At 69.8% G+C, this 26,342-nt stretch carries 25 protein-coding genes and 1 rRNA gene; 7 read left to right on the top strand and 19 right to left on the bottom strand.

What is annotated here, in order from left to right; translation table 11 throughout:
* Positions 1 to 12: 12 nt before the first annotated feature.
* From AB0B45_RS34120 to AB0B45_RS34060, 13 genes are all read right to left on the bottom strand, one after another.
* Complete coding sequence (locus AB0B45_RS34120; RefSeq protein WP_358138977.1) at positions 13 to 285, bottom strand: hypothetical protein; 273 nt, start codon at positions 283 to 285, stop codon at positions 13 to 15.
* 50 nt (positions 286 to 335) lie between these two features.
* Positions 336 to 1,166: a CDP-diacylglycerol--serine O-phosphatidyltransferase gene (gene pssA / locus AB0B45_RS34115; RefSeq protein WP_358138975.1), complete on the bottom strand. Its 831-nt coding sequence runs from the start codon at positions 1,164 to 1,166 to the stop codon at positions 336 to 338.
* Positions 1,153 to 1,803: a phosphatidylserine decarboxylase gene (locus AB0B45_RS34110; RefSeq protein WP_358138973.1), complete on the bottom strand. Its 651-nt coding sequence runs from the start codon at positions 1,801 to 1,803 to the stop codon at positions 1,153 to 1,155. The genes pssA and AB0B45_RS34110 overlap by 14 nt, the downstream gene beginning before the upstream one ends.
* 97 nt (positions 1,804 to 1,900) lie before the next feature.
* Positions 1,901 to 2,893, bottom strand: a complete 993-nt coding sequence (locus tag AB0B45_RS34105) for a TerC family protein (protein WP_358138971.1) — start codon at positions 2,891 to 2,893, stop codon at positions 1,901 to 1,903.
* A gap of 184 nt (positions 2,894 to 3,077) precedes the next feature.
* On the bottom strand, positions 3,078 to 4,355 hold the full coding sequence (locus AB0B45_RS34100) for a glycosyltransferase family 4 protein (protein ID WP_358138969.1): 1,278 nt from the start codon (positions 4,353 to 4,355) through the stop codon (positions 3,078 to 3,080).
* Positions 4,355 to 5,998 carry a lipid II flippase MurJ gene (locus AB0B45_RS34095; RefSeq protein ID WP_358138967.1) on the bottom strand — a complete coding sequence of 548 codons (1,644 nt, stop codon included), beginning with the start codon at positions 5,996 to 5,998 and terminating at the stop codon, positions 4,355 to 4,357. The genes AB0B45_RS34100 and AB0B45_RS34095 overlap by 1 nt, the downstream gene beginning before the upstream one ends.
* Positions 5,999 to 6,057: 59 nt before the next feature.
* The gene (locus AB0B45_RS34090) at positions 6,058 to 6,891 is read right to left on the bottom strand and encodes a hypothetical protein (protein WP_358138965.1); all 834 of its coding nucleotides are present in this window, start codon (positions 6,889 to 6,891) and stop codon (positions 6,058 to 6,060) included.
* Position 6,892: 1 nt separating this feature from the next.
* Positions 6,893 to 7,858 (bottom strand): copper transporter, encoded by a 966-nt coding sequence (locus tag AB0B45_RS34085; protein WP_358138963.1) that lies wholly within the window; start codon positions 7,856 to 7,858, stop codon positions 6,893 to 6,895.
* Entirely contained in the window at positions 7,855 to 9,051 is a 1,197-nt protein-coding gene (steA, locus tag AB0B45_RS34080) for a putative cytokinetic ring protein SteA (RefSeq protein ID WP_358138961.1), read from the bottom strand. Before steA ends, AB0B45_RS34085 begins: the two co-directional genes overlap by 4 nt.
* A 73-nt stretch (positions 9,052 to 9,124) precedes the next feature.
* Entirely contained in the window at positions 9,125 to 10,834 is a 1,710-nt protein-coding gene (gene recN, locus AB0B45_RS34075; RefSeq protein ID WP_358138960.1) for a DNA repair protein RecN, read from the bottom strand.
* A gap of 74 nt (positions 10,835 to 10,908) precedes the next feature.
* Entirely contained in the window at positions 10,909 to 11,808 is a 900-nt protein-coding gene (locus tag AB0B45_RS34070; protein WP_358138959.1) for an NAD kinase, read from the bottom strand.
* A complete protein-coding gene (locus AB0B45_RS34065; RefSeq protein ID WP_358138957.1) occupies positions 11,805 to 12,617 on the bottom strand; it encodes a TlyA family RNA methyltransferase in 813 nt (270 codons plus the stop codon). Before AB0B45_RS34065 ends, AB0B45_RS34070 begins: the two co-directional genes overlap by 4 nt.
* Positions 12,614 to 12,772: a hypothetical protein gene (locus AB0B45_RS34060; RefSeq protein WP_358138955.1), complete on the bottom strand. Its 159-nt coding sequence runs from the start codon at positions 12,770 to 12,772 to the stop codon at positions 12,614 to 12,616. Before AB0B45_RS34060 ends, AB0B45_RS34065 begins: the two co-directional genes overlap by 4 nt.
* A 155-nt stretch (positions 12,773 to 12,927) precedes the next feature.
* On the opposite strand from AB0B45_RS34060, the gene AB0B45_RS34055 reads away from it, so the two are divergent.
* The gene (locus tag AB0B45_RS34055; protein WP_358138953.1) at positions 12,928 to 13,275 is read left to right on the top strand and encodes an SCP2 sterol-binding domain-containing protein; all 348 of its coding nucleotides are present in this window, start codon (positions 12,928 to 12,930) and stop codon (positions 13,273 to 13,275) included.
* 249 nt (positions 13,276 to 13,524) lie between these two features.
* On the opposite strand, the gene AB0B45_RS34050 is transcribed toward AB0B45_RS34055, so the two are convergent.
* Complete coding sequence (locus tag AB0B45_RS34050; RefSeq protein WP_358138951.1) at positions 13,525 to 14,484, bottom strand: HAD-IIA family hydrolase; 960 nt, start codon at positions 14,482 to 14,484, stop codon at positions 13,525 to 13,527.
* A 98-nt stretch (positions 14,485 to 14,582) separates the two neighbouring features.
* Between AB0B45_RS34050 and AB0B45_RS34045 the strand changes: the two genes are divergently transcribed.
* Complete coding sequence (locus AB0B45_RS34045; protein WP_358138949.1) at positions 14,583 to 15,002, top strand: TipAS antibiotic-recognition domain-containing protein; 420 nt, start codon at positions 14,583 to 14,585, stop codon at positions 15,000 to 15,002.
* Positions 15,003 to 15,221: 219 nt separating this feature from the next.
* Here AB0B45_RS34045 and AB0B45_RS34040 read toward each other — a convergent pair whose 3' ends face one another.
* Positions 15,222 to 15,668: a tetratricopeptide repeat protein gene (locus tag AB0B45_RS34040; RefSeq protein WP_358138947.1), complete on the bottom strand. Its 447-nt coding sequence runs from the start codon at positions 15,666 to 15,668 to the stop codon at positions 15,222 to 15,224.
* Between the two features lie 119 nt (positions 15,669 to 15,787).
* On the opposite strand from AB0B45_RS34040, the gene AB0B45_RS34035 reads away from it, so the two are divergent.
* The gene (locus tag AB0B45_RS34035) at positions 15,788 to 17,131 is read left to right on the top strand and encodes a DUF1015 domain-containing protein (protein ID WP_358138945.1); all 1,344 of its coding nucleotides are present in this window, start codon (positions 15,788 to 15,790) and stop codon (positions 17,129 to 17,131) included.
* Between the two features lie 637 nt (positions 17,132 to 17,768).
* On the opposite strand, the gene AB0B45_RS34030 is transcribed toward AB0B45_RS34035, so the two are convergent.
* On the bottom strand, positions 17,769 to 18,263 hold the full coding sequence (locus AB0B45_RS34030; RefSeq protein ID WP_358138943.1) for a MarR family transcriptional regulator: 495 nt from the start codon (positions 18,261 to 18,263) through the stop codon (positions 17,769 to 17,771).
* 81 nt (positions 18,264 to 18,344) lie between these two features.
* Here AB0B45_RS34030 and AB0B45_RS34025 point away from each other — a divergent pair, with 81 nt between their 5' ends.
* The gene (locus tag AB0B45_RS34025) at positions 18,345 to 19,199 is read left to right on the top strand and encodes an NAD(P)H-binding protein (RefSeq protein ID WP_358138941.1); all 855 of its coding nucleotides are present in this window, start codon (positions 18,345 to 18,347) and stop codon (positions 19,197 to 19,199) included.
* A 332-nt stretch (positions 19,200 to 19,531) separates the two neighbouring features.
* Here AB0B45_RS34025 and AB0B45_RS34020 read toward each other — a convergent pair whose 3' ends face one another.
* Positions 19,532 to 19,972, bottom strand: a complete 441-nt coding sequence (locus AB0B45_RS34020) for a single-stranded DNA-binding protein (RefSeq protein WP_358138939.1) — start codon at positions 19,970 to 19,972, stop codon at positions 19,532 to 19,534.
* A 135-nt stretch (positions 19,973 to 20,107) separates the two neighbouring features.
* Between AB0B45_RS34020 and AB0B45_RS34015 the strand changes: the two genes are divergently transcribed.
* Complete coding sequence (locus AB0B45_RS34015) at positions 20,108 to 21,037, top strand: MBL fold metallo-hydrolase (RefSeq protein ID WP_358138937.1); 930 nt, start codon at positions 20,108 to 20,110, stop codon at positions 21,035 to 21,037.
* A 192-nt stretch (positions 21,038 to 21,229) separates the two neighbouring features.
* Here AB0B45_RS34015 and AB0B45_RS34010 read toward each other — a convergent pair whose 3' ends face one another.
* Positions 21,230 to 22,540 (bottom strand): hypothetical protein, encoded by a 1,311-nt coding sequence (locus AB0B45_RS34010; protein WP_358138935.1) that lies wholly within the window; start codon positions 22,538 to 22,540, stop codon positions 21,230 to 21,232.
* Positions 22,541 to 22,645: 105 nt separating this feature from the next.
* Between AB0B45_RS34010 and AB0B45_RS34005 the strand changes: the two genes are divergently transcribed.
* Both AB0B45_RS34005 and AB0B45_RS34000 read left to right on the top strand, forming a co-directional pair.
* Positions 22,646 to 24,301 carry a hypothetical protein gene (locus AB0B45_RS34005; protein ID WP_358138933.1) on the top strand — a complete coding sequence of 552 codons (1,656 nt, stop codon included), beginning with the start codon at positions 22,646 to 22,648 and terminating at the stop codon, positions 24,299 to 24,301.
* Positions 24,302 to 24,457: 156 nt separating this feature from the next.
* Positions 24,458 to 25,186 (top strand): methyltransferase domain-containing protein, encoded by a 729-nt coding sequence (locus tag AB0B45_RS34000; RefSeq protein ID WP_358138931.1) that lies wholly within the window; start codon positions 24,458 to 24,460, stop codon positions 25,184 to 25,186.
* Positions 25,187 to 25,995: 809 nt separating this feature from the next.
* Here the strand turns inward: AB0B45_RS34000 and rrf are convergent.
* Positions 25,996 to 26,112: ribosomal RNA gene (gene rrf, locus AB0B45_RS33995) — 5S ribosomal RNA — on the bottom strand.
* Positions 26,113 to 26,342 lie beyond the last annotated feature (230 nt).

The following is a 26,342-nucleotide window of genomic DNA, read 5'->3' as shown; positions in this document are numbered from 1 at the left end:
GACGCGGACCGGTCACGGACCCTCGGAGGCCGACAGGATGCGGGCCACCTTCTCGGCAGCCGCCGCGGGGTCGGCCGTGCTGGCCAGCACCTCGCCCCACGACCACCGGTAGAACCAGCCGTCCGCCAGCGCGACGCAGTCGACGGTCTCCGTCAGCAGGCCCGAGCCCTGCTCGCCGCCCACCCGGAGTGAAGGCGGTTCGGAGCGCAGGCTCGTCGCCAGACCTCGAAGCTCCAGCTCCCTGGCCAGCTGGCCGAGAAAATAGGTGCGGGTGTGCTCGCGCATGGTTCCATTGAAACCCCGGCGAGCCCACCCGCAGGAGGGGAAAGCCTTGATCAGTCGCCCACGCGGGTGGATTCCTTGCGCTCCTTGCGCTGCTCGCGCTTGAAGAACAGCACCCGCAGCGGGATCGCGGCGACCAGCGTGATCTGCATGGTGGCGCCGACCTGGATGAGCGTGTCGCCACCCTGCGGCCATGCGGCCCACGCGGTGAGGCAGGCCACGTTGATCAGGATCCAGGCGAGCACCACGGCGGCCAGCTGGCCCTTGGGCTTGGGGTACTCGATGCGGCTGACCATCAGCCAGGCGACGCCGAGCACCGCGGCCAGCGAGAACCAGTTGGGCTGGAACAGCAGCACGATCGAGACGACCGTCATCGCGCCCATCGGGATGGGCAGGCCCATGAAGTCGCCGCTCTTGGTCTTGACGCAGGCGAAGCGGGCCAGCCGTACGCATCCGGCGATGAGCACGGACGCCGCCGCCACGATCACGGCCGTGAGCGGGAGCTTGCCGGTGAAGCCGCCCCAGATCACCACCATGAAGGCGGGCGCGAAGCCGAAGCTGATCACGTCGGCGAGGTTGTCGAGCTCGGCGCCCATCGCGGAGGCGCGGAAGCGCCGCGCGACCAGGCCGTCGAACAGGTCGCAGGTGGCGCCGATCAGCAGCAGCACCACGGCGGTGGCGAAGTAGCGCGGGTCGGGCACGAAGCCGGCGCCCGCCTTCAGTGCCTGGATCGCCGACGAGGCGAGCACGCAGACGGCCAGGAAGCCGCACAGCGCGTTGCCCAGGGACAGGGAGTCGGCCGCCGACAGCCTGAAGGCCTTGCCAACGGGACCGCGCGGCTCCTCCTCCTCGGCTTGCCAGCCGCCAGCCTCAGCCGCGGTCAATTCGAGTCACCCCCGCCACCGTCTTCTCGCCCACGCTCACCGCGGGCGAGATCCCTTCGGGAAGGTAGATGTCCACTCGCGAACCGAACCTGATGAGCCCGATGCGCTCGGTCTGCGAGACTTTGACGCCGGAGGTCATGTACGGCACGATCCTGCGCGCCACCGCGCCCGCGATCTGCACCATCTCGATGTCGCCGAGCGCGGTCTCGAAATGCCACACCACGCGCTCGTTCTGGTCGCTGTCCTTGTTGAAAGCCGGCAGGAACCCACCCGCCACATGCTGCACGGAGGTGACTGTTCCCGCAAGGGGTGCCCGGTTGACGTGCACGTTCAGGGGGCTCATGAAGATCGCCACCCGGGTGCGGCCGTCCGGCCACGGGTCGATGCTCTGCACGACGCCGTCGGCCGGCGAGAGGATCGCGCCCTCCCCCGGCTCGCGGTCCGGGTCGCGGAAGAACCAGAGCATGGCGCCGGTGAGCGCGGTCAGCGGCACGGCCGCGAGGCCCCAGCGCCGGTCACGGCGGCTGAGGAACGTCGTGGCCGCCGCGGCGGCCACGGTCGGGAAGAGCCAAGGAGAGACGCCACGGGCCAGCCGTACGCGGCGGCTCTGCTGGCGACTTGCGGAATCGTCTGACACTGACAACCTTTGATGGTGACTACGGACGGGCGCTTTGTCGAGATGTTACAGAATTCGCAACTGTTGTACGAAGCAAAGCGCCTGGACCACCGTCGCGCTAGCCCTCGTTCGCGCTCGCGGAGGTGGGAATTTCCTTCCCCTTCCGAGCGTCGCTGCGGGACTTCAGCAGACTGGCCACGGTGGTGACGACCATCGTGATGCCGATCACGGTCAGGGACACCCAGATGGGCACTTCTGGCGCCCACGAGACCTCGCTGGCATGCAGGGCCTCAAGAATCAGCTTAACCCCGATGAAGCCAAGGATGAACGCCAAACCGTAGCTGATGTAGATCAATCGCTGCAGCAGGCCGCCGAGGAGGAAGTACAGCTGACGCAGGCCCATCAGGGCGAACGCGTTGGCGGTGAAGACGATGAAGGCATCCTGCGTGAGCCCGAAGATGGCGGGGATCGAGTCGAGCGCGAACAGCAGGTCGGTGGTGCCGATGGCCACCATGACGATCAGCATCGGCGTGACCATGCGCTTGCCGTCGATCTTGACGGTCACCTTGTGGCCGACGAAGTCGGGCGTGGTCGGGAAGGCCCTGCGCACCCAGCGCAGCAGCGCGTTCTCGCTGAAATCGTCGTCGTCGTGACCGTGCTGGCGGATCAGGTTGATCGCCGTGTAGATGAGGAAGGCGCCGAAGACGTAGAACAGCCAGCTGAACCGCTGCAGCGCCGCGGCGCCGAGCGCGATGAAGATGCCGCGCATCACCAGCGCCATCAGGATGCCGACGAGGAGCACCCTGTGCTGGTAGATCTTGGGAACGGCGAAGCGGCCCATGATGATGAAGAAGATGAACAGGTTGTCGACACTCAGGCTGTACTCGGTGATGTAGCCGGCGAGGAACTGCCCCGCCGAATCACCGCCTCTGGTGAGCCAGAGAATGACTCCGAAGATGATCGCCAGGACGACGTAGAAGGAGACCCAGAAGCCGGCCTGCTTCATGGTGAACTCCCGCGCCTCGCCCCTGTCGACGATCCACAGGTCTACGGCGATGACGAGGAGCAACCCGCCGATGACGGCGATCCAAGCCCACACAGGTACAGCCACAGTGGTACCAACCCTCCGGTGCGCATGACAGACGACCGGAGGTCTCTCCCGCCCACTCAAAGAGCCGGACCGGCAGCCCCGGGAGCCCCGTGGAGCGGGGCGAACCGTGATGACGAGGCTGTCGCGAAGGGATACTCCCCTCCCTAACCCAAGCAGTATAGGAGAACGAGTTAGCGCCGCCTAATCATCCCTTCGCCGGGCGTGCTCGTCGCTGGTAGGCGGCCAGTGCCGCCTCGACGGCGTCGGCGGCGCCGGGAAGCCGTGCTCCCCTTTCCCTGGCGGCGTCAGCCAGCCGCCGCCGCGCACCGGAGTCGTCGATCAGCTCGCGCACCGCCGCCCCGATCGCCTCCAGGTCCCCGTACGGCACCAGCACCCCCGCCCCGCCCATCAGGTCGGGGATCCCGCCCACCTCGGTGGCGACGACGGGCTTTCCCGCCATGAGGGCTTCGCTCAGGCTGAGCGGCTGGCCCTCCCAGCGGCTCGGCCACAGCACGAGAGTGGCGGCGGCGAGCAGATTGGGGATGTCGTCCCTGTTGCCGAGCAGGAGGACGGGCAGCTTCTCCACCTCGATCCTGGCCTGCAACGCCTGCCGGAGCGGTCCTTCCCCCGCGACGACGAACAACGGCGGCTCCGCGTCACCACCACCGGACCCGGCCCGCGCGCGATCACGCGCCGCGGTGACCTCGGACGCACCCGTGACCGATGACGCGGCGCCCGCTCGGGAAACGCCGGAGCTCGGTGACGAGGGGCCCGCCTCGGAAACGCCGGTGGCCGGTGACACGAGGTCCGCCTCAGGAACGTCGGAGCTCGGCGAGGTCGGAGGTGCTCCTGGGGTGAAGGTGGCGGCGAGGTCGAGGAGCGTTTCCAGGCCCTTCTGCTGGGCCAGCCGGGCGATGGTCAGCACCAGCGGCCGGTCACCCGCCCCCAGTTCCTCCCGCACCGCCGCCTCGGACCTGGCCGCCGCACGCACCGGCGGCGCGGGCACCACGGCGGCCGCCACCTCCCGCGCCCCCAGCGCCCGCATCCTGTCACCGAGGTCGGGCGAGACGACCAGCACCCTGTCGGCCCTTCTGGCCACGATCCGTTCGAGTGTCCCGTAGACCGCGCCGACCAGCCCGCCCGCGGTGAGCGCGTTGTGGAGCGTCACCACCAGCGGAGCCCTCACCCCCGCCAGCGCCGTCAGCGCCCCCGCCCGCAGCCCGTGGGCGTGCGTGACGTCCGCCCCTCGCAGGTGGCGCCTGATCCGCAGCGCCGCCTTGGCGTCGTTGAGCGGATGCGGCCGATCGGAGATCGGCACGGCCGCGAAGGCCGCCCCCATCGCGCGAAAGCCGAACTGCTCCTCGACGCTTGCCGGGCCGACGACCAGGACCTGGTGTCCACGCCGCAGCAGCCCTTCGGCGAGCATCCCGACGTGCCTGCCCGTGCCGCCGGAGGTCGTGCCGAGCACGAAGGCCACCCGCATCACTCACCACCCATCCGCGTACCGGCGCGACGGCGCCGCGTCACCATGGCCGCCAGCGCCGCCGCGTCAGGCCTGTCGAGCACGGCCGCTCCGAGCACGCCGACGCCCAGCGCGACGCCCCCGGCCAGGACGGCCACCGCCGCCTGGGCGGGCAGACCGGTCGCCGGCAGCAGCGTCACGACCCCCGAACCCGCCATGAATCCGATCCCGCCCCCGACGACGGCGGCGAGCAACGCGCGCGCGACCCCGTCGTCGGGCCCGGCCGCCCGAGCCCGACCCTCTCCAGGGGCCGTCGCTCGCTGGGCCGGTCCTCGCGTCACCGCGACCAGCAGCCACGCGCCGCCCGCCGTCATGCCGACCGTCATGCCGAGCGCGATGCCGCCGACCTTCCAGCCTTCGGGCAGCGCGAGCACGAACACCGTCTGCGCGGCGATCGCGACCAGCCAGCCCGCGACTGTGCCCGTCGCCGCCGCCCTGCCCCGGCCCTCCGCGTAGAGGACCCTGCTCAGCTGCGCGATCATCCCGTAGCCGATCAGGCCTGGCGCGAAGAGCGCCACCGTGCGTGCCATCTCGATCGGCGGCACGTCGGTCTCCGAGCCGAGGAAGACGATCGACCCGGGCCCCGCCGCCGCGGCGAGCGCTCCCGCGGCCAGCCCCGAGATCAGGATCACCACCCGCGTCGTGCGCGCGGCGAGGCCCGCGAAGTCCTCCCACGACCCGTCGGCCGCGTGCGCGGACAGCCCGGGGAAGGCGCTCGTCGCGACGGGTACGGCGAGCACCGCGTAGGGCACCAGGTAGATCGCCCACGCGTAGTTGTAGATCAGGAGCGCGGGCTCGCCGATCCAGTTGTTCGACAGCAGCATCACCACGATCATCGTGGCCTGCTGGGCGATCAGCGCCGCCACTCCCGCCATCGCGAGCCTGCGCACCTTGACCGCGACGCCGTCGGGGAAACGCAGCGTCGGCCTGAGCCGCAGCCCAAGACCGAGGGCCGGCCCGATCACGGTGAGGACGAGCGAAAGCACGCCGAGGGTGGTGCCGACCGACAGCGCGAGCTCAGCGGCGGAGGGGATCTCGTCGAGGGCGGTACGGCCGGCGCTGAGCGGGACGAACAGCAGGTAGGCCACGATGACCACGATGCTGGACACCAGCGGGGCGACCGCGGGACCCGCGAAACGTTGGTGGGACTGCAGGACGCCGTAGAGGACGACGGCCAGGCCGTACAGGGGGATCTGCGGAGCGAAGACCACCAGCATGCGGGTGGCGATCGCGCCGAACGCCTGCCCGCACGAGTGGACGGGGAACAGCCCGATGATCGGCCCGGCGAGCAGGGCGGTCAGCACGCCCAGCGGGACGAGGACGACCAGCACCCAGGTGAGCAGCGCCGAGGTGATTTTGCCGACGTCGAGGCGGCCCGCAGCGCCGGCGACGACGGGGACGACCATTCCCGCGAGCGCGCCGCCCACCACGATCTCGAAGACGATGTTGGGGATCTGGTTGGCGGTCATGTAGGCAGTGCCCAGGCAGGTGTTGGTGTCACCGACCGTCTGGGCGAACACGTACTGCTTGGCGAAGCCGGTGATCCTGGCGAGGATCGTGATCGCGCCGATGAGCAGGGCCGCGCGCGCCACGCCCCGGGCCACCGCCTACCCCCTCCCCTTCGGTCTCAAGGGGCCCATCATGGCAGAGCGCACCGACAACGCTATGCCGGGCGGCGGCCGAGCATATCGATCTTGTTGAGCACCGGGTTGCCCGCGATGACCTTGGTGAAGCTGACCTTCTCCGAGGCGGCGGTCAGCGCGGCGACGGTGCCGAGCAGCGTGAGCCGTCCTCGCCTGCCGAGCGTGGTCACCGCGGCGAGGCCGAGCAGGGCGCCGAGCGCGTTGGCGCCCGCGTCGCCGAGCATCGCCTCCTCGCCGAGGTCCTCGGGCAGCAGGGCGGCGCCCGCGCCGAGGGGCACGGCCACCAGCGCGGCGGTCACCGGGTCGCGCTTGAGCACCGAGAGCGCGAGGAGTGGCCCGCCCGCCACGAGGCCCACCTTGATGGCGCGGCCAGGCCGCAGGTCGAACAGGTTGGCCAGGTTGGCGCTGCCCGCGATCGTCGCGCCGTTGACGAGCGTGTCGATCGCGCCGCGCGAGACCAGGGTGGCGGCGGCGAGGCCGGTGCCGCCGATGCCGAGGATCTTGATGGCGCCGCTGGTCACCTGGCCCTTGGCCAGGGCCGACAGGTGACCTTTGAAACCCTTGGACGAGGTCGCGCCGAACAGGTCGTCGTAGGCGCCGAGCGCGCCGCTGCCCGCTCCGGCCAGCACGGCGGCCAGCCGTACCTTGAGGGGGAGACCTGGGGTGAGCGCGAGCGCGCCACTCGCTCCCGCCACGAACGCGGGCCCCTCCAGGAGGGTGAGCGTCTCGCCCCTGTGGTTGGTGCGCTCCCACTCCTTGGACGTGGCCTTGGCGGTGAGGGCGGCGTAGGCGGCCCTGGCGGCGACGACGCCGAGAGCGACGCCCGCGAGGGCACCGAGCAGAGCACGAGCCATGTCAGCTCCCTGAGGTGGAAGGGGCAGGAGTGGCGGCGGACGAGGCCGGTTGGAACTCGGCGGCGTCGGCGCCGAGACCGTACTGGCCCGAGCGCCCGCCGAGCTGCTCGCGCAGCGCGAAGACGACGACGGCGCGGCCGGCGGGCATGTCGAGGGTGTCGACGGAGGAGACCTTGGCCGCGGCGTCGCTGGTGCCGCGCAGGGCGGCGATGAGGCCGCCGGGCTGGGTCGAGGTCATGGTGCCGGCGAGCACGGCGCCCTGGGCCCCGGCGTCGAGCCCTGCGGCCAGCGTGACGAGCGCGCTCGTCTGCTCCTGCGCCTTCTCACCGGTGAAGAGCCCATCGGGAGCGACGACGAGCGCGAGCGTGGCCCGTTTGGCGGGCGTGCCGTCGATCGTCAGCAGGTTCGCCTCCACGAAGCCCTCGAGCACGCCCCGCGTGGCGGTGTTCTCGGTGCCCGCCTGCGTGTCGTCGGTCGTGAGGAGCGTGGCGGCCAGCAGCGCCGCCGCGTTCTTGTGCGGGTCGGTGCCGGGCAGCGTGACGCCGGTGGCGAGGCTGATGCTCAGCTGGTCGACGAAGTTGGCCTGGGCAGGTTCCACGTACTTCTCGGTCAGCGTGACCTGGCCGCTGATGGTGGCGCCGGCCTCGACCAGCACCTGCTCGGCCTGCTCGCGCAGCGTTCCGGAACTGCCCGGCGCGGCCACCAGCAGCACCCTCTCGCCGGTGAGCTGGCCGCGGATGATCGCGGGCATCTCGGCGGAGACGAAGGCGTCGTTGCGCTCCTCCCTCGCCTGCAACGCTCCCAGCTGTTCGCGGTAGTCGTTGTTCGACTTCCGCAGGTCCTGCGCGTTCTGCAGCGCCGACTCGATCGCCGGGCTGGACAGCAGGGTGGTGCCCATCACGATGCCGACGGCCAGCGCCAGGAAGATCGCGACGATGGAGACGAGGTGATAGCGGAAATCGATCACGAGAAGAGTCCGACCAACCAGAAGATGAAGGAGTTCCAGGCGTCTTGCACGCTGATCAGCCAGGTCTGGCCGATGGGCGACATGAAGATCGCCACACCCATGGTGATCATGGCTGTGATCACGAGCAGGATCAGCTGCGGAGTGGAGATACGGCTGCGGTACAGGCGGCTGACGCCCTTGGCGTCGATCAGCTTGCTGCCGACCCTGAGCCTGGTCAGGAAGGTGCTGGCCATGCCCGAGCGCCCCTTGTCGAGGAACTCGACCAGCGTCGCGTGGGTGCCGACCGCCACGATCAGCTCGGCGCCCTTGTCGTCGGCCAGCAGCATCGCGATGTCCTCGCTGGTGCCGGTGGCAGGGAAGATCACCGCGTCGCGGCCCAGCTGGTGGACCCGTTCGAGACCCGGCGCGCGGCCGTCGCGGTAGGCGTGGACGACCAGCTCGGCACCGCAGGTCAGCGCCTTGGCGGAGACCGAGTCGAAGTCGCCGACGATCAGGTCGGGCAGGTAGCCCGCCTCCAGCAGCGCGTCCGCCCCGCCGTCGACGCCGACCAGCACCGGGCGGTATTCCCTGATGTACGGCCTGAGCGTGGCGATGTCGTCTTTGTAGTGGTAGCCGCGCACCACGATGAGGACGTGCCGATCCTCCATGACGGTGCGGATGTCCGGCACGCCGACGCCGTCGATGAGGAGTCTGCCCTCACCCCTGACGTACTCCATGGTGTTGACGGCGAAGGCCTCGATCTGCACCGAAAGGCCCGCTCTCGCCTCGGCCATGGCGGCATCGATCGTCTCGGTGTTCTGCACGTCGCCCTTGCCGACCACCTCGTCGTCGAGGTAGACGACCCCGTCGTGGATCCTGACGACGTCGCCGTCCCTGACCCGCTCGAACAGCTCGGGTGTGGCGTTGTCCACGAAGGGAACGCCGGACTCGACGATGATCTGCGGGCCCAGGTTGGGATAGCGGCCGCTGATGCCCGCGGCCACGTCGACCACAGCCGCCGCGCCACACGCGACCAGCGCCTCCGCGCTAACCCGGTCAACATCGACGTGATCGATAATCGCGATTTCACCGGACTCGAGACGCTTTGTCAGTCTCTTCGTCCTGCGGTCGATTCTCGCCACTGCCGTGACACCAGGAAGGTCGTTGACCTTCTTACCGCGGAGGCCCGGAATCTTGTTCGCCGGAACCTTCATCAAGACCATCCTGCCAGAGCGAACGGGCGGGGTGGTCGTGGACAGCACGGCGTGTCAGATTTGTCACGGAGGATCACCGATCAGCCGCAGCCATTCCCAAGAGTTCTTCGGCGTGTGCTCTGCCCAGTTCGGAATCTTCCAATCCGGCCAGCATCCGCGACAACTCGCGGACCCTGCCGTCGTGGTCGAGCGTGACCACACCGCTGCGTACCACGCTGCCGTCGCTCGCCTTCTCCACCACCAGATGCTGGTCGGCGAAGGCGGCCACCTGCGGCAGATGGGTGACGACTATCACCTGAGCCGTGCGGGCCAGCCGGGCGAGGCGGCGGCCGATCTCGACCGCGGCCTTGCCGCCGACACCCGCGTCGACCTCGTCGAACACGAACGTCGGAACAGGGTCGGCGCCGGCGAAGACCACCTCGATGGCCAGCATGACGCGGCTCAGCTCACCGCCGGAGGCGCCCTTGTTCAGCGGCAGCGGCGGCGCGGCGGGGTGCGCGGCCATGCGCAGCTCGACCTCGTCGACGCCCTCGGGGCCGAACTCCTCGCTCTGGGTGAGCTGCACCACGACCCTGGCGTGGGGCATCGCCAGCGCGGTCAGCTCCTCGGTGACCGCCGCGCCGAACCGCTCGGCGGCGGCGGTCCTGACCCTGGTGAGCTCGGCGGCCAGCTCGGTCAGGCGCTTGGTCAGCTCCTCGTGCTCCCTGGTGAGCTCCTCGATGCGGTCGTCGTCGCCTTCGAGCTCGGTCAGGCGCGCGGCCGAGTCCTGCGCCCATGCCAGCACACCCGCACTGTCCACGGCGTACTTCCTGATCAGCGCGCCCAGCGCGGCGCGGCGCTCCTGCACCACGGCCAGCCTGGCGGGGTCGGCCTCGATCGACTCGGCGTAGGCGGCCAGGTCGGTGGCCACATCGGAGATCAGATAGCCCGCCTCGGCCAGCCGTTCGGCCACGCTGGCCAGCTGCGGGTCGAAGTCGCGTACGGCCTCGACGGCCGAGCGCGCCTCCCCCAGGAGCGAGACGACGTCGCGGGCGCCGCCCGAAGGGTCCATCGGGTCGCCGAGCAGCGCGGTGTGCGCGGTGGTCGCGGCGCCGCGCAGCGCGTCCGCGTGGGACAGCCGCTCCTCCTCCGCGCGCAACTCGACGTCCTCACCCTGCTTGGGATCGACCTTCTCGATCTCCTCCAGGCCGAAGCGCAGCAGATCGGCCTCCTGAGCGCGCTCCCTCGCCTTGGTGGTCAGCTCCTCCAGCAGCGCGCCGACCTGCTTGTGACGCTTGTAGGACTGGGAGTAGGCGCGCAGCGGCTTGACCAGGTCGTCGCCCGCGTAGCGGTCGAGGGCGGCGCGCTGCCTGCCGGGCTGGAGCAGCCGCTGCTGGTCCATCTGGCCGTGGACGGCCACCAGGTCGTCGGCCAGGTAGGTGAGCGTGCCGACGGGGACCGTTCGACCGCCGAGCCACGCCCTGGACCGCCCCTCGGCGGAGACGGTGCGGGAGATGATCAGCTCGCCGTCCTCGACCTCACCGCCGACGTCCTCGACCTGCTGGGCGACCCTGCCGCCCGCCTCGACGACCAGGGTGCCCTCCACAGTGGCCTTGTCGGCGCCAGGACGCACCCTCGACGGGTCGGCCCTGCCGCCGAACAGCAGGCCGAGCCCGGTCACGACCATCGTCTTGCCGGCGCCGGTCTCGCCCGTGACGACGTTGAAGCCCGGCGAGAGCTCGAGGACGGCCTCGTCGATGACGCCGAGCCCCTGGATGCGGACCTCCTCGACCCTTGGTCGCACTGGTCACTCCCGTTCCATCGACATAGCCGAACACCTGTGCGCATGCGATCCTACGCGCTCCCGCCCCCATTGACTCAGGGACGCACCCTTCCGCGCCAGCCCTGTACAGGCAACTCGAACTTGGCGACCAGCCTGTCGGTGAACGGCGCGCCGGTCTCTTCGAGGCCGTGCAGGCGGACCAGCCGTACCGGATGGGTGGATCTGCGAGCCTCGATCCTCGTGCCCGAGGGAAGATCGAAGCGGCGGCGGCCGTCACACCACAACACGCCGCCCGGCGTGTTGGGCAGGATCTCCACGGCGAGCGTGGACCGCGGCGAGACCACCAGCGGCTTGGCGAACAGGGCGTGCGCGCTGATCGGCACCAGCAGCAGCGCTTCGACCTCGGGCCAGACCACCGGGCCTCCCGCGGAGAACGCGTAGGCGGTCGAACCGGTCGGAGTCGCGCAGATCACCCCGTCGCAGCCCCATCGCGACAGCGGACGGCCGTCGACCTCGGTGACGACCTCCAGCATGCGGTCGCGCTTTTCGACGGTGGCCTCGTTGAGCGCCCAGGTGTCGGCGATGATCTGCCCGTTCTGCCGGGCGGTGACCTCGAGCGTCATGCGCTCCTCGACGTCGTAGCGGCCCTGCACCACCGAGTCGACGGCGGCTGCCAGGTCGTCGACCTCGGCCTCGGCCAGGAAGCCGACGTGGCCGAGGTTGACGCCGAACAGCGGCGTGGCCGCGGGCCTGGCGATCTCCGCCGAGCGCAGCAGCGAGCCGTCACCGCCGAGCACGATCATCATCTCGGCGTCCTTGGCGGCGATGGGATCGGACGGCATCACCTCGACGCCGCTGCAGCCGAGGTCCTCGGCCTCCGCTTCGAGCACCCTGACCGACAGGCCCGCGTCGAGCAACCTGTTGATCACCAAGTGGGCGCTGTCGATCGCGGCCTCGCGCCCTGTGTGGGCGGTGACCAGCACCGTGCGCTTCATTGCGGCCCCTCCGACACTGCCCGTTCGATCGCGGCCTCGAGATCCTCGACCGCGGGCTCACCCTCTCCCTTGCCCAGCCATAGCAGGTACTCGACATTGCCCGAGGGCCCAGGCAACGGGCTCGCGGTGACTCCGCGCACGGTCAGCCCCAGCTCCAGCGCCTTGGCCGCGGCATCGCGCACGGCTCCGGCCCGCAACGCCGGGTCGCGCACCACACCGCCGGCGCCGACGCGCTCCTTGCCCACCTCGAACTGCGGCTTGACCAGCATCACGAAGTCGGACTCGCGCGCCGCCACGTTCGCCAGGGCGGGCAGCACGAGGCGCAGCGAGATGAACGACAGGTCGCCCACGATCAGCGAAGGCGCCTCGCCGACCATCTCGGGCGTCAGGTCGCGGACGTTGACGCGCTCCATCACCGTGACGCGCTCGTCGGTGCGCAGCGACCAGGCGAGCTGGCCATAGCCGACGTCGACGGCCAGCACGTGACCCACGTCATGGCGTAGCAGGACGTCGGTGAACCCGCCCGTCGAGGCGCCCGCGTCGAGCGCCCTGCGGCCCGCCACGTGGAGCCGGGGGAAGGCTTCGAGCGCGCCGAGCAGCTTGTGGGCGCCGCGCGAGACGTAGTCGGGACCGTCGGAGGACTCGGCCACGACGATCGCCGAGGCGGTGTCGACCTGCGTCGCGGGCTTGCCCGCCACCTGGCCGCCCACGCTGACCCTGCCGTCGGTGATGAGCTGGGCCGCCTGCTCGCGCGATCGGGCCAGGCCGCGCCGTACGAGCTCGCTGTCGAGCCTGACGCGACGGCTCACTGGTCGTCCACGGAGGCCAGCGCCTCCTCCAGAGCCGAGAAAGCCTCCTCGAACACCGCCACATGATCACGCACAGGCAACGCGCCCGTCGCGGCCAGGCCTCCCACGACCGCGTCGACCCGCTCGTCACCGGTCTCCACCGGCAGCTCACTCATGTTCTCGACGGTATCGGAAGCCGCCGACACTATGCGGACCCCCTGGCGCGTTAGGGAGTGTGGGAGCGGGTTTTCCGGCGCGCCTGACTTCATAGGCTCCTTATGTGGAACGCTACCGTCCGTAGAAACGGGCGAGAACGGGGAGGACGACCAGCATGGCTACCCTCGAGGAGTGCAGGGCGGCGCTTGGCAAGCTCGTCGAGCAGTTCGACGAGATCGACGACGAGTCCAGGGCCAAGCACGTGGTCGAACGGACACTGAGCTGCCGCATCTCGGACCTCGACGTCCTGTTCTACGGCCGGATCCATCACGACGGCCTCGACCCGTTCCATGATGAACCGCCCGCCGACGGCAGACCCGCCGACGTCAAGCTGACCATCATGAGCGACGACCTCATCGCGCTGGTGGACGGGGAGCTCGACCTGGCGCGCGCACTGCTGGGCGGCCGCGTCAAGATCGACGCGAGCTTCGGCGACCTGCTGCGCCTGCGCCGCCTGCTCTGATCCCTCGCCTGCACGTCTGCTGGGCTGTACGTCTGCCGCCTGCACGTCTGCTGCCTGCATGTCTCCTCTGTGCATGTCTCCCGTGTGTGCGCGTCTCCGCCTGCGCGTCTGCCGCCTGCACGTCTCCCGTCCGTACGGCAAGGCGGGTCGAGGCCACCGCGGTCACTCGGTGGCCGCCCGTCCATCACGCGTGCTCCGGCAGGACTCCGGTGCTCTGCGAGACGTGCCCGCTGGAGAGACGTGCCGGGGTCAGACGCGCAGGGTGTCGAGGGCGGGCTTGAGCGCGTCCACGTCCAGCCGACCTTGGCCCGCCGCCGCCCACGCCGCCTCGCAGGCCGTCCTGAGCCCCTCGATCCACTCGCCGTCGCCCTCGAGGTGCAACCTGCCGTCCGCCCACCAGGCCCGCCAGCCCTGCCGTACGGACGGATAGGGCAGGTGGAGCGCCGACAGGTCCTCCGCCACATACGTCGGCCGGTGCTCGGGAGCGGCGGTCAGCACCTCCCGCGGCGTGGCGACGCCGGTCAGCACGAGCAGGCTGTCGACGCCCGCGTTCGTCGCGCCCTCGATGTCGGTGTCGAGCCTGTCCCCCACCACCAGCGGGCGCCGGGCGCCGGTACGGATCATCGACTCGCGGTGCAGCGGCGGCGCGGGCTTGCCCGCGTAGACGGGCTCGACGCCGGTCGCGGCAGCGATCACCCGCACCATGGCGCCGTTGCCCGGCATTTCGCCGCGTGCCGTGGGCATCGTGGCGTCGCCGTTGGCGGCCACGAACCACGCGCCCCGCCGTACGGCCAGCGCGCCCTCCGACAGCAGGGCATAGGACAGATCAGGCGCGATGCCCTGCACCACCGCCACCGGATCGTCGGCGGCCACGGTCACGGGGCGAAGCCCGCGGTCCCTGACCGCCATCCGCAGCCCCATGCCGCCCACGACCAGCACGGACGCGCCAGGCTTCACCCGCTCGGCGATCAGTCTGGCGGCAGCCTGCGCCGAGGTGACCACGTCGTCCGCCGTGGCGGGGACGCCGAGGTGGGTGAGATGGTCGGCGATCGCGGCAGGAGTCCTCGATGCGTTGTTCGTCACGTACGCCAGCCTCGCCCGCTCCGCCGCCTTCGCCAGGGCCTGCGGGGCGTCGGGAACGGCCTGCCTGCCCAAGTAGACGACGCCGTCGAGGTCCAGCAGCAACGTGTCGTATCCGTCGATCAGCACCGCGCCTCTTCTCCCGGTTCTCCCGGTTTGACTCTCACGCCGCGTGAGACTTTAGCGTCTCGGCTGCACCTACCCACGAGTGAAGGATGTGAGCTCCCATGGCGCTGACGCCACAGGAGAAGACCGAGCTGTTCGGCGACTTCGACGTCGACGCACACGCCGACGAGGCCGCCTCGCGCTGGAGCGGCTCCACCGCGTGGACGGAGTCGCAGCGCAGAACGTCCACGTACGGCAAGGACGAATGGCGGCGGTGCTTCGCCGAGTCGGGCGAGATCTCCGGCAGGCTGGCGGCGCTGATGTCCTCGGGGGTCGCGGCCTCCGACACGGAGGCCATGGACCTGGCCGAGGAGCACCGCCGGCACATCACCCGCTGGTTCTACGACTGCACCAGCGAGATCCACCAGGGGCTCGGTGAGTTGTACGTCACCGACGCCCGGTTCACCGCCTCCATCGACCGGGCGGCGCCGGGGCTCGCGCGCTACCTCCGCGACGCCATCAACGCCAACGCCGCCCGCTGACGCCCTGGATGGGCGCTGGACTGACTCGTCACGCGCTCGGCTGCGTCGTCACACGCTTGGCGGATTCGCCAGGCTGCATTACCAGCCCGCTTGACCGTTTCGCTGCCAGGCACTCGCGTGCACCGCGCTTGGCCGAAACGGTCAGGCGCTCGGCTGCACCGCGCTTGACTGCTTCGTCAGACCTCGGCTGTTTCGTCGGGACTCTCGCCGGGCCTCTTGTCAAGCCTCTCGTCTGGCCTCTCGTCTGGCGCGCAGAGTGGCGCGCACGCTCTTCAACGCCGACACGTAATGACGCTCATCGGGCCGCATGGCCACCGCGATGGCCAGCGGCTCCTGGGCCGCTTCCATGTCCCCCGTCCGCCACAACGCCAACCCCAGCCCGAAATACGCGTAGTCCTCGGCCGGATTGGCGTCCACGATCCATCTGAAGGTGTCCGCCGCCTCGGCGTACTGCCTTGAATTGAACTGCGCTCTCGCCAGCGCCTCTCGGATGCTGCGCGACTCGGGCTCCGCCTCGGCCGCCCGCTCGAGCAACGCCGCCGCGGCCGCGGGACTGCCGTCCTTCAACAGGCCGACTCCGCGCTGGTACCAGTCGTACACATCCCCTACGGGAGTCCGCTGACCAGGGGATGGGGAATCTTCGGGGTCGTTTTTCCCTTGGGTCATGTGTGAGGCCTCCTCAATCGACAGACGACAGATCCGACCGATTCCCTGATGAACCGGGCACCGCTGCGCCGTTGGAGCAGTCCCTTGGTGATTCAGGCCTTTATGGGAGCATGCCCGGTATGGCGAGTCCTGAACTGCCGGTGCCTGATGGGCTGGTGCTGCGCCCCTTCCATGGCGTCCGTTTCGCTGTCGATGATCCCGCGAAGGTGACGTCTCCGCCTTATGACCTGATCTCCGACGGCGACGTGCAGTCGCTGCTGGACCTCCACCCCAACAACGTCGTCCGCCTCATCCTTCCCCGCACCCCCACCCACCCGAAGGACCCCGCCGTCTCCCCTCAGCCGATCGCGGTCCCTCACGCCGCCGACCAGCCGATCGACGGCGTAGCACCCCCTGCCCGATATGGACAGGCCAGAGACACGTTGCGCACCTGGCTCGACACCGGCGTCCTCACCCGCGACCCCGCTCCCGCGATCTACGTCTACGAGCAGACCGGCCCAGGTGTCATGCAGCGCGGGCTCATCGGCGACGTCGGCCTCGCCGCCCCCGAGCAGCGCATCATCCTGCCGCACGAGAACGTCATGCCAGGCCCCGTCGCCGACCGCCTCGCCCTCATGAGCACCACCCAGGCCAACCTGGAGCCCATCTTCCTGCTCTACGACGGAGGCGGTCCCGCGACCCATCTCGTCGACACCGTCGCCTCCACTCGCCCCGCTCTCGTCGAGGCGAACACCGACGACGGCGTACGGCACCGCCTGTGGGCCGTCACCGCTCCCGAGGAGATCGAGCTCATCAACGCCGACCTGCGCGACAGGCAGGCGCTGATCGCCGACGGGCACCACCGCTACGCCACCTATCGCGTTCTGCAAAGCCAGGAACACGCCGAGCGCCGCACGAACGGCCCATGGGACTTCGGCTTGGCCTTGCTGGTCGACGCGACCGCCTATCCGCCCGACCTGAAGGCGATTCACCGCGTCATCCCCGCCCTGCCCCTCGACGAGGCCATCAACAGGGCCAGGGGCTCATGGCGGATCCGCGACTTCACCAGCTTCGAGGCCGGCCTCGAAGCCCTCGGCTCCACCACCGAGCCCGCCTTCCTGCTCGCCGGTGACAGCGGGACCAGCCACCTGCTCACCGACCCCGACCCGCTGCAGCTCGCCCACGCCATGCCCACCGACCGCTCCGACCGCTGGAACTCCCTCAACACCTCCGTTCTGACCGAGTTCGTCCTTCCGAAGGTGTGGGGGATGCAGGACGACGAGCAGGCCGTCCGCATCGTCCACCACGACGCCCATGCCGCGGTACGGCAGGCCGCCCTGTCCGGCGGCACCGCCGTCATCCTCATGCCATTGGCCGTCGACGCGGTCCTCGCGGTGGCCGCCGAGGGCGAACGCGTCCCCCGCAAGTCCACCTCCTTCGGCCCCAAACCCCGCACGGGCCTGGTCCTCCGCACATTCGTCTAACCCGCCCCGCCCTCGTGTGCACCCTGAGCACCCCAGTCACGAGGGCGCAAAGACCACCCCAGCCCTGGCACGCGCCCCAGCAACACTCACGAGGCTCAGACACCACTCCCAACGCCATCGACCCTCGCAGGTGACCCCCAACAACACCTCAGGGCACAGACACCACTCCGGACGCACCCGGCCCTCGCAGGCACCCCCAGCAACACCTCACGAGGGCTGCGGCACCGCTCCTCAGACGTGGCATCACGGATAACTTCCGGACGCGCCTTCACAAACGAATATCACCTGACACTGGCCCTCCTCGGACGCGCGTGAAGAGGCCTAGATCGCTCCGGCTGCGGCTCGCGACTGACGACACTCGCAGCTGACGGTTGGCGGGGCTCACGGCGGACGACTTGCGCCGGACAGCCGTCGGAAGCTCCCGGCGGACGGCGGACGACTGCGGGCGCGGGACGGCGGCTCCCGGACGACGGCGGACGACTCCCGGGCTCGCGGCTGGCGGTGGACAGGAGGCTCGCGGCGGCCGGCGGACAACTGGTAGGGGGACGCTCATGGCGATAGCGAGTGCGGCTGCACTCGTCAGGAAGCAGGGCACTCCCTGACCCGCACCCGACCGACCACGGGCGACATCTCCCTCTCAGTCTCCGGCCAGCTCCTCCGCAGCGGCGCGACCCGCATTGGCCGTGCGGTGCAGGAAGTCAGCCACCACCTCGAGCTCCGCCTCCCCGTACCCCGAGCAGATCTCCTCCAACGACGCGTTCATCCCCGCATAGAGCCCCACCAGCTCGGCATTCCGCTCCCGCAACGCCCGTACCAGCACCGCACGGCGATCAGACTGGTCGCGGTCACGGGCGATCCAGCCGCCGCGTTCGAGCCGGTCAAGGATGCCGGTGAGCGTCGCGGGGTGCAGGCCGGCCTGGCGCGCGAGGGCGCTCGGGCTGAGCGGGCCGTACCTGTTGACCAGGTCGAGGCAGTCGATGTCGACGTCCTTGAGCGCGAGCTGAGCGCCGACCTGGTGGTTGAGCAGCGACAAGTGGATGCTCAGCTCACGCAGAGACTCCCTGATCGCGGTGTTGAGCCGACGCCGCTGCCGGGCATCGCCACCCCCGACCTCGGATCGTATGGAATTCATATGATATGATCCTCGTATTGTATGGCCTGCAGAGAACAGGCTACCCGCGAGGTACATCCACGCAGGAGACGAGGACCAGTCATGATCTTGGTAACGGGAGCGACGGGACATGTAGGACGTCACGCGGTCGGACTGCTGCTGGACAACGGCAGCGAAGTCGCGGCCGTCACCCGCAATCCACCGACCGCCAACCTTCCGGCCGAAGCGCACCTGGTGGTCGCAGACCCGTCCAACCCCCAGACGCTGGCAACGGCGCTGAACGGTGTCGACGCCATCCTCCTCAGCCCGCGCGCCGTGGGAAACGCCGGCACCGAACTGCTGTCGCTGGCGGCCGAGCACGGCGTGAGGCGGGTGGTGGTGCTGTCGGCGACGACCGTCGAACGCCCCGCAGGACACGAACGGTTCGCCGCGCACTTCAAGGCGGTGGAGGACGCCGCCAAGGCTTCCGGCCTGCAATGGACCTTCCTTCGTTGCGCCGACTTCGCCGCCAACGCCCTGGGCTGGGCGCCACAGATCCGCTCGACGGGCATCGTGCGCGGCGCGTACGGCGACGCCGCCACCTCACCCATCCACGAGCGCGACATTGCGGCCGTGGCCGTCAAGGCCCTCACCGACGACGACCACGCGGGCCGCTCCTACCTGCTCACCGGCCCTCAGCCTCTCACCCAGCGCGACAAGGTGCGCCTCATCGGGCAGGCGATCGGCAGAGAGCTGTCCTTCCAGGAGCTTTCTCCCGAGCAGGTACGCCAGGGCATGCTCGCGCAGGGCATGCCTGAGGACGTCCCCGAGCGGCTGCTCGGATCGTTGGCCGACTACGCGAAGCAGGCCGGGCCGTCCACGGACACGGTGGAAAGGCTCCTGAGCAGGCCCGCCCTCACCTTCGCCGAGTGGGCCTCCGAACACGCCGACGCCTTCCGCCCCTCCACGCAGTCCTGATCAACGCCAAACCGGTAGGCGTCCCGATCACCGGTGATCCGACCGTTAAGGGCACGCGCAGCCATGTAGATCGGACAAGCGCAGCGGACCTGAGCACAGCGCCATTCGATCTGCGGAGATGAACCGCGGCCGCACAGGCCAGACAGGCACGACATCCGCACACGCCCGAGCAAGCCGCCGTCCAATCGGTTGAAGCGGCCCGCGGCCGCCTCTCGGAGTCGGCAGCCCTGAGTCGTGCGAATCGGACGACTGAGTTGGCCCAGCCGTACCGACCGATCAAGCACGGGGCTTACGTGGACCTGGGCCACGCAGGCAGACAGGATGCGACGCAATCACCCGGTGGCGGCGAGGTACGCCACCGGGCGCGGCGGCACGCTCGCGAGGTCGGACGCCGGCAACACCTCAGGAGCCTCCAGCACACGCAACTCCTCCGGAGTGGCGGGGGGATCCGAAGGCTGCTCGGCAGGCACCAGGACGACGGAGTGCACCTCCACCTCGTACCGCCAGTTCTTGGCGACCGGCGGCCCGTAGATCCGGCAACGCAACGAACCCCGCACCTCCATCCCCTCACGTGGCGCCATCCTCGCCACCAGACTCGCCACCTCCGGATCGAAGGTCACGCACTGGATGGTGTCGACCAGGCCACCCCGCCGTGCCCGAGGACGGCGGCGGACGATGATCCGCCACTTGGTCATGGTGTCGCCACTCGGCATCGGACGCTCTTCCGGCTTGGCGGACAGCCGCCCCACCAGCGTCACCTCGTTGCGGTCCACGTGATCCTTCTCCTCACTCGGGCACGGCCGCACCGGGCCTGCGCTTGTCGGGATGACCACTCTTTACGATGTGGGGAAGCCCGGCGCGGACAGAATGCCGTTCTGGGGACAGCGGTTCAGCTCGGGAGGGTGCCTGTGGACAACATCACCGCGCTCGGCGGCGACGTCTATGAGATAGATACGCGGATGGCGGGCTACGCCGGGATCACGGCGGGCTACCTCATCCTCGGCGATCGGCCATGCCTGGTGGAGACAGGCACGTCAACCTCGGCCCCGATCGTGCGCGACGCCCTGGCGTCGCTCGGCGTCGGCCCGAACGACCTGGCCACCGTCGTCGTCACGCACATCCACCTCGACCATGCGGGCGGCGTGGGCGACATGGCCGCATACTTCCCGCAGGCGCAGATCGTCGTGCACGAGAAGGGCGCGCGGCATCTGGCCGATCCGTCCAGGCTCATGAAGAGCGCCCGGATGGTGTGGGGTGACCAGCTGGACACCCTGTTCGGCGAGTTGTCCCCCACCGACGCGGAGCGCATCGTCGCCCTCGGCGACACCGGCGCCATCGATCTGGGCAACGGCCGTACCCTCTCCAGCCACTACTCCCCCGGCCACGCCAAGCACCATGTCGGTCTGATCGACTCCGGCACCGGCGACCTGTACGTCGGAGACGCCGCCGGCGTCTACCTCCCCGAGACCGGCGACCTGCGCCCCGCCACCCCGCCGCCGGACTTCGACCTCCAGACCGCGCTCGACTCGATCGCACTGTTCCAGGCGCTCGGCCCGCAGCGGCTTCTGTTCAGCCACTACGGTCCGGTCGGCGCCGTCCAGGAGACCCTCGAACGGTCGGCCGAGGAGCTCCGCATCTGGGTGGACCTCACCAAGCAGGCCCACGAGCAGGGCATGGACCTCGACCACGCGGTCGCCATGGTCCGTGACCGCACCCGCGAGCGCTACACGGCGCTGAAGTCGGACGACGACGAGACGGCCGAGCACTTCGAACTGCTCAGCGGCGCTCCGTCCAACGTCGCGGGCATCCTCCACTGGCTCAACAAGGTCACCCCCTAGCCGGTACGGCCCTGGTCCGCGTTGGTCGCGCGTCCGCGACGGTATCGATCGATCGCGAAGGGCCCAAGGAGTGGCTTCCGGACATGCCAAAGGCCCCGCGATGGCGTCGCAGGGCCTCCGGTCGCGCTGATCTCACCGTGGCCGTGCCGTACCAGAAGAGAGTTTCTTCCGGTACGGCACGGCGGCGGCGGTTCACTTCTTGGCGTCGGGCTCTTCCGGATCGTCGAGGATGTCGCCGAAGTCGGGCTCGATGAACGCCGGGCCGATGGCGGGCTTGGCGGGCTCGGTGTCGGCTGTCGTGGCGGCCTCGGCCGAGGACTTGGCGAGCTCGGCGTCGACGTCTTCTTCCACGTCATCGGCCTCGTCGGCAGACTCCGCGTCCTCTGGAGCGTCGTCAGCCTCCAGAGCGTCCCCAGAGTCCGACTCGTCCCCAGAGTCCAGGTCGTGCTCAGAGTCCACGTCGTCGTCGGAGTCGAGGTCGTCCACAGAGTCGAGGGCAGCGGGCTGCGTGACCTCGGGTGCACCGTCGGCGTCGTCGACGACGTAGGACGGCTCGCCGGCCTCAGCGGACTCGTCGGCGAGATCCTCGTCGTCGTCGAGAACGTCCCCGCGGCCCTCGTCGCGAGCGTCCTCGGCCTCGTCGTCGGCTTCATCGCTTAGAGCGGGCGAGCCCTCACGGGCCTCCTCGTCGACAGCCAGGACGTCGCCTGCCTCGCCGGTCTCGTCCTCGTCCTCATCGTCGAACTCGCCGTCGAGAGCGAGCTCCTCCTCGAGGGCATCCTCTTGGTCAGCCAGGATGTCGCCGACCTCATGGACCTCGCCGGACTCGTCGTCCTCGTAGTCCTCTTCGATGTCCTCGATCACCGCGCCGGTGAGCTCGGCGTAGCGCTCGGCGGCGTCGGTCTCGCCGTCCTCGTCGAAGGCCAGTGCCCGCGCGAACCAGTCGGTCGCCGCCTCCTGGTGCCCGGCATCGGCCAGCGCGTCGGCGTAGGCGAACGCCAGGCGGGCCGACCACGGGCGCGGGTTCGGGTCGCGCAGCTCAGGCAGCCGCTGCAACGTGATGACGGCCGCGTCGTTCTGGCCGAGGTCACGGCGCGCGCCGGACTCGACGATGGCCAGCTCGATACGTCCTGCCCGGTCGAGACGCTCAGCCTCGGGCGAACGAACCAGGTCGAGGGCGCGCTCGGGGCGACCCATCCCGCGCTCGCAGTCAGCCATGATCGGCAGATAGGCGTCGGAGCCGGTCATCCGCCGCGCGGCACGCAGGTCGGACAACGCCTCCGAGTAGTTCCCCGCGCGGTAGGCGACGATGCCTGCGGCCTCGCGGACGACGCCGATACGAGCGGCGAACCTTCGAGCGACCTTGGTGTGCTCGTGCGCCCGGTCAGCGTCGTCCTCGACCAGCGCGCGCTCAGCGGCGACCAGGTGGCCGCCGACCAGTTCGGCGAGGTCGAGGGGGAGCGAGCGCAGCTCGTCCCTCACGTCCTTGTCGAGCTCGTCCATGGTGATGTCCGGCGGGACGTCGGGCAGCTTCTCGCGGCGGGGAGCCTCCTCGTCGCGGTCCTGCCTGCCGAACCGGGCCCTGGCGGGCGCGCCGGAGCGGTCCGCGTGACCGCGATCGTCGCGCGAGAACGGCCGGTCCTCGCGCCCGCGGAACCCACCGCCCTGCGGACGATCGTCACGGTCCCGGAACCCACCGCCCTGCGGACGATCGTCACGGTCCCGGAACCCACCGCCCTGCGGACGGTCACCCCGGTCTCGGTATCCGCCACCCTGGGGCCTATCGCCGCGGTCACGGAAGCCGCCACCCTGCGGACGGTCACCCCGGTCACGAAAGCCGCCGCGGTCCTCGCCCCGGTCGAAGTCACGGCGCGGCCCGCGGTCGTCTCGGTCTCGGAAGCCACCACCCTGCGGCCTGTCACCGCGGTCACGGAAACCGCCACCCTGCGGCCTATCACCGCGGTCACGGAAACCGCCACCCTGCGGCCTATCACCGCGGTCACGGAAACCGCCACCCTGCGGCCTATCGCCGCGGTCACGGAAACCGCCACCCTGCGGCCTGTCACCGCGGTCACGGAAACCGCCACCCTGCGGACGGTCGCCGCGGTCGCGGAAGCCACCGCCCTGCGGCCTATCGCCGCGGTCGCGGAAACCGCCACCCTGCGGACGGTCGCCGCGGTCCCGGTATCCGCCACCCTGCGGCCTATCGTCACGGTCGCGGAAGCCACCGCCCTGCGGCCTATCACCGCGGTCACGGAAACCGCCACCCTGCGGCCTGTCACCGCGGTCACGGAAACCACCACCCTGCGGACGGTCACCGCGGTCCCGGTATCCGCCACCCTGCGGACGGTCACCGCGATCGCGGAAACCGCCACCCTGCGGACGGTCACCGCGATCGCGGTACCCACCGCCCTGCGGACGGTCACCCCGGTCACGGAAGCCACCGCCCTGCGGCCTGTCACCGCGATCGCGGTACCCACCGCCCTGCGGACGGTCACCCCGGTCACGGAAGCCACCGCCCTGCGGCCTATCACCGCGATCGCGGAAACCGCCACCCTGCGGACGGTCACCGCGATCGCGGAAACCGCCACCCTGAGGCCTGTCACCCCGGTCACGGAAACCGCCACCCTGCGGACGGTCACCCCGGTCACGGAAGCCACGGTCGTCTCGGTCTCGGAAACCGCCACCCTGCGGCCTTTCGCCGCGATCACGGAAACCGCCACCCTGGGGCCTGTCACCCCGGTCACTGGAACCGCCGCGATCGTCGCGCCGGTCAAAATCACGACGCGGTCCGCGGTCATCACGATCGCGGAACCCACCACCCTGCGGACGGTCACCCCGGTCACGGAAACCGCCACCCTGAGGCCTGTCACCCCGGTCGCGGTACCCACCGCCCTGCGGGCGGTCACCGCGCTCCCCGGGCCCCCTGGGCCTGTCGTCTCGGGAGGCGTACCCACGCTCATCCCTGTTCTGGAACGGACGCGACGACCGCGGCCGCTCATCCCGATCGCGGGAGCCGCCTCGGTCGTCACGGCCCTGGTACCCGTCGCGCGACCGCTCTCCGGACCTGAACGGACGGTCGCCGCGCGACTGCCCGCGCTCGCCGTACGAACGCCTCTCCCCGTAGCGAGGCCCGTCCCCGCCCTGTCCGCTGGGCTCGCGGCGGCCCTCGTCGTCCGATCCGTTATCTCTGTTCACTTCTGGTCCATTTCGTTGGCTCACTCAGCGGACACGTGCTCCAACGCGACGGTCCACCGTGGCTGATCGCCGCCCGCCCTCGGGTCTTACGCGAAGAAGGCCACCCGTGGTTGAGGGTGGCCAGGCCTCTCCAGCCTAGCAAGCCCCCAGGTGTCCCCGAGCCTCAAGCCCCGCCAGAAAAGCGTTCGCCCATCATCACCTCGGCGTTCCACCATGACCGCCATGTCGCTTCGATTCCACGAGATCGCCGAATCCCGGCATCGCATCCTGAACCCGATCACCGACGACAAGCTCGACCTGCTCGGCGAGATCTGCCGCATCCAGGACGGACAACGCCAGCTCGACCTCGCCTGCGGCAAGGCGGAGATGCTCAGCCGCTGGTCAGCCCGCTACGGCCTGACCGGCGTTGGCGTGGACATCAGTGAGGTGTTCCTCACCGCCGCCCGGGCCCGCGCCGCCGCGCTGGACGTGGCCGACCGCTTGACATTCGTGCAGGGCGACGCAGGGGCATACCGCACCGAGGAGACCTTCGACCTCGTCTCCTGCATCGGCGCGACGTGGATCGGCGGCGGACTGACAGGCACTCTCGATCTGATGCGCCCCGCTTTGCGCCCGGACGGCCTCGCCCTGGTCGGGGAGTGCTACTGGATCGGCGACCCACCCGCCGAGGCTCTCAAGGCATACGAAGGTTTCACCACCTTGGCCGGGACCGACGACAGGTTCGAGGCGGCGGGGTTCGAGCTGATCGAGATGGTCGTGGCGAACCCGGACAGCTGGGACCGCTACGTCGCCAGCCAGTGGCTGACGCTGAGCGACTGGCTGCGCGACAACCCTGACGACCCCGAGGTGGCGGAGATCCGCGAGTTCCTGCGGGTCGCGCGCCGCTCTCATCTCGAGTACGGCAGGCAGCACCTGGGCTGGGGCGTCTTCGTCCTCCGCCCAAGGAGCTAGAAGGCCATCACCCTCACCGAGAGCGGCACTGGCTAAACGAGCACGGCCTGCATGCCGGGGATCGTGCGGCTGCGTCACCTCACGAACCCGACGTGGCCGATGTGCGGCCAAGTTGGCCGATATCCCGGACACTCCCGAGGTGAGCTCACGTCGGATGCTCTTCCACCCTAGGGCCGATATCGCAGGCTTCGAGATGCCACCCGACGTTGTGACGGTGTCACGAACAACCCCTGCGTAGAAACCCATGAGGCACTCCCTCAGAGGGCGCCCTCTGTGGGTGCGGTGACATCCGACGTGGGGTCGGCGTTACGAGCCCGCCCAGCGTGGGCCCGTGGGCCATCGTCCGGGACGGGCAGCTCATGGAGCACATGCGACCTGGCCTGGCACCGCGACCACGCCCGGCTGCCCGATGGGCTATTCCGAGAGGGGCCTCGTGTGGGTCGACACGACGTCCGACGTGGGGGCGGCATCATGAGCATGCCCAAACGGGGGCATCGCCCGAGCGGAAAACTCAGAGGGCGCAGGGAGCGGCGTCAAGACCCCACTGTAGGCGGGACGTTTTGCCAGGCGGAGGGCTCATTGAACGCTTACGAGATAGGGCCGGCGGCACTCCCCGCAAGGGATGGTGACCGCACGACACTTGAAGACTGCACAGGGTGAGGGTCGGGCGCCGGTTGAGAGACGGCCGTGCGATCCGCCGAGCCGGCCAGTGCCCACGTGCCCGATGGACGGCTCGTCGGTGGAGCGGGAGTAATGCCGGGAAACGCAAAAAGGGCCACCCCGTTCGGGGTGGCCCTTTTTGAAAGATTGTCCGGCGGCGACCTACTCTCCCACACCCTCCCGAGTGCAGTACCATCGGCGCTGAAGAGCTTAACTTCCGGGTTCGGAATGTAACCGGGTGTTTCCTCCACGCTATAACCGCCGTAACGCTATGAAACTGTCAAACACACAGTGTTTGCTGTTTCAGAATTGCATAGTGGACGCGGGCAAGAAGACCTTGGTTTCGCGCTGCTCCGGACCCGGCGAAGAGTAACAGAGCTGCTGCAGAAACCAAGCTTATACTTTGTGGTCAAGTCCTCGGCCTATTAGTACCGGTCAGCTCCACACGTTACCGTGCTTCCACCTCCGGCCTATCAACCCGGTCGTCTACCGGGAG

The organism is Nonomuraea sp. NPDC049152, from assembly GCF_040648355.1.
Taxonomy (GTDB): Bacteria; Actinomycetota; Actinomycetes; order Streptosporangiales; family Streptosporangiaceae; genus Nonomuraea.
This window is presented reverse-complemented; position numbering and strand designations above follow the sequence as displayed.

Bases quoted from the DNA above. Each gene is read 5' to 3' on its own strand.
- AB0B45_RS34120 (WP_358138977.1), bottom strand. From the start codon at position 285: ATGCGCGAGCACACCCGCACCTATTTTCTCGGCCAGCTGGCCAGGGAG.
- AB0B45_RS34100 (WP_358138969.1), bottom strand. From the start codon at position 4,355: ATGCGGGTGGCCTTCGTGCTCGGCACGACCTCCGGCGGCACGGGCAGG.
- AB0B45_RS34090 (WP_358138965.1), bottom strand. From the start codon at position 6,891: ATGGCTCGTGCTCTGCTCGGTGCCCTCGCGGGCGTCGCTCTCGGCGTC.
- steA (WP_358138961.1), bottom strand. From the start codon at position 9,051: ATGAAGGTTCCGGCGAACAAGATTCCGGGCCTCCGCGGTAAGAAGGTC.
- AB0B45_RS34070 (WP_358138959.1), bottom strand. From the start codon at position 11,808: ATGAAGCGCACGGTGCTGGTCACCGCCCACACAGGGCGCGAGGCCGCG.
- AB0B45_RS34060 (WP_358138955.1), bottom strand. From the start codon at position 12,772: ATGAGTGAGCTGCCGGTGGAGACCGGTGACGAGCGGGTCGACGCGGTC.
- AB0B45_RS34055 (WP_358138953.1), top strand. From the start codon at position 12,928: ATGGCTACCCTCGAGGAGTGCAGGGCGGCGCTTGGCAAGCTCGTCGAG.
- AB0B45_RS34045 (WP_358138949.1), top strand. From the start codon at position 14,583: ATGGCGCTGACGCCACAGGAGAAGACCGAGCTGTTCGGCGACTTCGAC.
- AB0B45_RS34040 (WP_358138947.1), bottom strand. From the start codon at position 15,668: ATGACCCAAGGGAAAAACGACCCCGAAGATTCCCCATCCCCTGGTCAG.
- AB0B45_RS34035 (WP_358138945.1), top strand. From the start codon at position 15,788: ATGGCGAGTCCTGAACTGCCGGTGCCTGATGGGCTGGTGCTGCGCCCC.
- AB0B45_RS34030 (WP_358138943.1), bottom strand. From the start codon at position 18,263: ATGAATTCCATACGATCCGAGGTCGGGGGTGGCGATGCCCGGCAGCGG.
- AB0B45_RS34025 (WP_358138941.1), top strand. From the start codon at position 18,345: ATGATCTTGGTAACGGGAGCGACGGGACATGTAGGACGTCACGCGGTC.
- AB0B45_RS34010 (WP_358138935.1), bottom strand. From the start codon at position 22,540: ATGGACGAGCTCGACAAGGACGTGAGGGACGAGCTGCGCTCGCTCCCC.
- AB0B45_RS34000 (WP_358138931.1), top strand. From the start codon at position 24,458: ATGTCGCTTCGATTCCACGAGATCGCCGAATCCCGGCATCGCATCCTG.